4 protein-coding genes and 2 pseudogenes are annotated in these 4,630 nt (G+C 52.6%); all 6 read left to right on the top strand.

Translation table 11 applies throughout. The annotated features are described in order from the left end of the window. Positions 1-536: pseudogene (locus tag HZR81_RS23195) on the top strand (efflux RND transporter periplasmic adaptor subunit); the annotation flags it as partial. Beyond that, a pseudogene (locus tag HZR81_RS23190) lies at positions 533-1,033 on the top strand (efflux RND transporter permease subunit); the annotation flags it as partial. The pseudogenes HZR81_RS23195 and HZR81_RS23190, both read left to right, overlap by 4 nt. A gap of 239 nt (positions 1,034-1,272) precedes the next feature. After that, entirely contained in the window at positions 1,273-1,581 is a 309-nt protein-coding gene (locus tag HZR81_RS23185) for a hypothetical protein (protein WP_042922860.1), read from the top strand. Between the two features lie 98 nt (positions 1,582-1,679). Then, positions 1,680-2,036, top strand: coding sequence for a copper-binding protein (locus HZR81_RS23180; protein WP_017245526.1), 357 nt, complete (start codon positions 1,680-1,682; stop codon positions 2,034-2,036). Between the two features lie 140 nt (positions 2,037-2,176). After that, positions 2,177-2,491, top strand: a complete 315-nt coding sequence (locus HZR81_RS23175; protein WP_042922862.1) for a co-regulatory protein PtrA N-terminal domain-containing protein — start codon at positions 2,177-2,179, stop codon at positions 2,489-2,491. Positions 2,492-2,707: 216 nt separating this feature from the next. After that, positions 2,708-4,081, top strand: a complete 1,374-nt coding sequence (locus HZR81_RS23170; RefSeq protein ID WP_042922864.1) for a heavy metal sensor histidine kinase — start codon at positions 2,708-2,710, stop codon at positions 4,079-4,081. Positions 4,082-4,630 lie beyond the last annotated feature (549 nt).

Raw genomic sequence — 4,630 nt, 5'->3', positions numbered from 1 at the left:
GCGCGTTGATGTTTGACGAGCGAGACGTGGCGGTTGTGCAGGAGCGTGCCGGTGGCTTTGTCGAGCGCGTTTACGACCGAGCACCGGAGGATGTCATCGAAAAAGGCGCGCCGCTAGCCGATCTGCTGGTTCCCGAATGGGTTGCCGCACAGGAAGAGTACCTGGCGCTCAAAGAGATTGGCGAACCCCAGCTGCTCGCAGCGGCTCGCCAGCGGTTGCGCCTTGCTGGCATGCCGCCAGAAGTCATAGTGCAGCTAGAACGAACTGGTAAAGCGCGCCCCGTTTGGACAGTGAGGAGTCCAATAGGCGGCGTGCTGAACAGCCTCGACGTTCGCGAGGGCATGACCGTATCCACTGGTGCGTCTCTGGCACGTGTTAATGGGCTGGAAAAGGTATGGTTAGAGGTTGCGGTGCCTGAGGCGCAGGTTGCAAATGTGGCGCCTGGGCAGCTGGTCAACGCGCGCCTCCCGGCCTTTGCAGGTGAAGTTCTGGAAGGGACGATCCAGGCCGTACTACCACAAGCCAACTTGGATACCTAACGTTTGCCCGCTTTGGCGAGGCGCTGCTCATCATGGCTACGCTGCCATTCGCTCTGACCGGGGGCGTCTGGTTCCTATATCTGCTCGGGTACAACCTATCCGTAGCGACAGGAATCGGATTCATCGCACTGGCAGGCGTTTCTGCTGAGTTCGGCGTCATTATGCTGCTGTATTTGAAGAACGCCTGGACGGATCGGGTTAACGCTGGAGCCCATGGCGAAGGCGTCCTGCTCGACGCCATTCGTGAAGGTGCTGTCCAGCGAGTGCGCCCCAAGGCCATGACCGTCGCCGTGATCATCGCTGGCCTGCTGCCCATCCTTTGGGGCGGCGGGACCGGCAGCGAAATCATGAGCCGTATTGCCGCGCCCATGGTGGGCGGGATGATCACCGCGCCGTTGCTCTCCCTGTTCGTTCTGCCGGCAGCCTACCTGCTGATGCGCCGCCGGCAATTGCAGGCCCAGCACGCAACCAAACCCACTGGTGAACATCCGTGAAAATCAAGCACCTCAGCCTTCCTTAAAAGACGGGGCCTGGTTGAATGTAGAGTTCATCTTGAAAAGGCATGGTTTCGACTATTCGATTCACATAAAAAGCAAAGGAGCAAGCGACCGCCACATACGCGGCGGTCGCAGCAATACAAAAGGTTGCGCTTACAGCTTTGTAATTTGAAGAACAGCTTACTGTAAGTGTTGTGCCATTAAGCTATAGGCATCAAACAATCAGGAGTTTAGTCATGAAAGCCATTAGCAAAACCATCCTTTTTACTATGTTCGCTGCCGCCTCCTCTTTCGCAATGGCAGAACAAAATTCTGATCAAGTTATTCAGCGCCATAAAGAAGCCAAGCCAGTACTTAAGGCGCTACTTGAGGAAGGCAAAGTGCTAAGTGTAGGGCCTGCAGGTGCCACAGGTAAAAGTGGGGTTATGCAAAGGAGCAAGTATGATGGCCGTCCCCAAACGTTTGAGATAAAAATCAGAACGCCTGATGACGTGACCCATATCGTGGAATTCCGAGGACTGCCCTTCGGACTCAATAACGTTTAAGCAACGCAAAAAACCACACTCAAAGGATAGATAGATTTTTTCTCTTGCGCCGCCGGCAATTGCATACCGCAGCAACCTACAGATCTGGAGAGACATTCATGAACATCATGTCCATTACCCTTGCCACACTTTTCTTGGTCCCAGCCGCCTATGCTGCCGACAAGAAGCCCATGGATGGCATGCCTATGGATCATAAAGGCATGAACATGCAAATGGACCATAAATCAGCCGCACAGACCGCTACGGCTACTGGCACGATCAAGAAGGTGAATACCGAAAGCGGGACCGTCACCATTGCCCACGGCCCGGTCAAGGCCTTGGGCTGGCCCGCAATGACGATGGGATTCAAAGCAAAGCCTGACCAGCTCCAAAAGCTAAAAGAAGGCGATAAGGTCCAGTTCGATTTCTCCTCGCAGGGAATGGACTCCACGGTCACCCGCATCGAAAAACAGTAAGTGCAGAAGCGCTCGCCGTATATGCGACGGGCATAGCTCGATTAAAAGAGAGAAATTACAGCTTTGTAACGTTGAGAACAGATTCTTGTAAGTCTTGCACTTATAACATATCGGTATCAACTAACCAAAGGGTCAAAACCATGAACCGTATGAACAAAGTGATTTTCCCGCTTATTCTAACTGCTGCTTCATCTTTTGCGTTAGCTGAAGGCGGAAGCGAACGCACGCTGCATCGTTTGAATGATCCGGAAACCAAGTCCACTCTTAAGAAGTTGGTTAAAGAAGGTGAGGTGCTTAACATTGCACCTGCAGGGGCGAACGGCAAGACTGACATGATTCAAAACTATCGTACTAACGCCAAAGTCCAAACCTACGAGATGAGGGTAAAGACACCTGACGGGAAAATTCATACGGTAGAGTTTTTGAGCGCCCCGATTGGCGTAAATAACGGCTAACCTGTCAAAGTTAATATCAAGGGTAGGCGACATGCGAGGAATGATGAAAGGATGTGGTGGATGAAGGAGACCGTCAAAGCCGGAAGCTCGCTAAAATGGTGAAGGTCCAGACCAGGTCTTGAATACGAACGATACTGCAACGACCATATCGAAGCAGGTAAGGCTCCTCCGGACGCCCTGCCTGCTTTTGTGCTTGGCCTAACCAGGACCGTACTGATGGAAAAAGTTTCACTGACGAGCAGAATGGCGGTGGTTTTCATGCTCGTGGTTACGGTTGTGCTGATGGTCGCCGCAATCAGCTTCTATTATTTCTGCCAGCTGCATTTCGAGCGCAAGGATGCGCAAGTGCTGAGTGAAAAAGCCGCTGCCGTAGAGCATATGCTACGTAGCAGTACGGCTTTCGGACAGGAGGCCACCTCAAAGATCGATGCGGTCATTGAGCACTCTTTCGGGTTTGCAACTGCGGTAGTGATAGACGGCAAAACGGTTTACTCACACCACAATTTTTCTGAGCGCTTGCTTCCTCTCGTCACGGATAATCAAGAGGAACGCTGGGCAGTAAATTTCGATGGGCACCAGTACAGTGGCATTACCAGAAAAGTAGATCAGTGGGTCGAAGGGCAAGACGCAGTCATCTATCTGGCTTTGGATGTAACGCATCGAGTCCACTTCTTCGAGATGATTCAGCAATGGTTTGCTTATACGCTCGTGATCAGTGCGCTTCTAAGTGGGGCACTAGGTGTTGTTCTGATCAAAAAGGGCTTGAAGCCCATTGGCGAACTATCCAAGACATCTTCAACCGTAACCGCCAACTGCTTAGATACGCGGATTCCGACCGAGTCAGTACCAGGCGAACTTCATGAACTCGTTGCTAACTTCAATGAAATGCTCTCGCGCTTGGATGATTCTTTCCTCCGGCTGTCAGGTTTCTCAGCGGACATCGCGCATGAGCTAAGAACGCCGCTGAACAGCATGCTTACCCAAATGGAGGTCGCGCTCTTGCGCGACCGCGAGAATACCGACTACAAGAACATTTTGTATTCCGCCCTCGAAGAACTTAGGCGCATGTCAAAGATGGTCGATGACATGCTGTTCCTAGCCAAGGCGGACAACGGAAAGATTACGCCCAGTGCCGAAGATGCCAGCATAGCTGAGATTGCCGCTAGCGTTATCGAATATTACGAGCTAGCAGCCGAGGAAAAAAATGTAAAAATCGCTCTTTCAGGCGATGGATCGGTGAATGGGGACAAATCAATGCTAAGACGGGCTATTTCAAACATAGTCTCTAACGCAGTTCGGTATGCGGAGGAACGCAGCACCATAAGCGTTGAAATAAGCGAGAGCGGCGCTTCGGTTTCCACGGCTATTTCCAACCGCGGCATAACTATTCCAGCCGAGCTTCAAACCCGGATATTCGACCGTTTCTACAGGGTCGACACCGCAAGGCGCGAAGGTACTACGTTGAACGCGGGCCTCGGCATGGCTATCACTCGTTCAATAGTAGAAGCGCACAAAGGGCGCATCGCTTGTGAATCAGCTGAGGGACGCACGACTTTTACAATGACGCTTCCAAGGCTTATGTCTAGTTAATGGCAGATGCCCACAACGACCCTGACCTACGCTTTAGAGAAATGCCTGGCTGAACCGAAAGAGATCACGCCTTTCGAACCTGTATGTTTGATCCTGGAGGTTCCCGTGACAGCGTCCTCATCGAGAAAATGCGGTACGACGGCCGCAGCGCTCAACGAAGCGTGCTTCTGCGTGAGCCTGGATCAGGTTGCGCTCACAAATGCATTGTCCGAACAGCTTGGAAATCCCGAGTTGTCAGAGCTATTGAAGTCACGTTGCCCCCATGTATTTGCTGCTCGACCGGTATTTGTTTCGCCGTCGCGACTGCGTCAGGTGCGTGAGGTCATCCAAGCCATCGAGCGAACCGTGAGTTTGCCCGCTTGGCGCGAGCATGCTCTGGATTCCGCCCCCCTATTGCGCAACACAACCCTCGTCGCGCGCGGGGCGTCTTCTTTGGCTACGATTTTCATCTGGATGAGGACAAGCTTGGGCTCATCGAAATAAACACAAATGCGGGCGGAGCGATGCTAAACGTATTGCTCGCCCGCGCGCAGCGCAGTTGTTGCAGCG

The sequence above is a fragment of the Pseudomonas sp. LM13 genome, from assembly GCF_041381355.1.
Taxonomy (GTDB): domain Bacteria; phylum Pseudomonadota; class Gammaproteobacteria; order Pseudomonadales; family Pseudomonadaceae; genus Stutzerimonas; species Stutzerimonas frequens.
The sequence above is the reverse complement of the archived record's forward strand: the minus strand, read 5'-3'. Positions and strand labels throughout refer to the sequence as shown.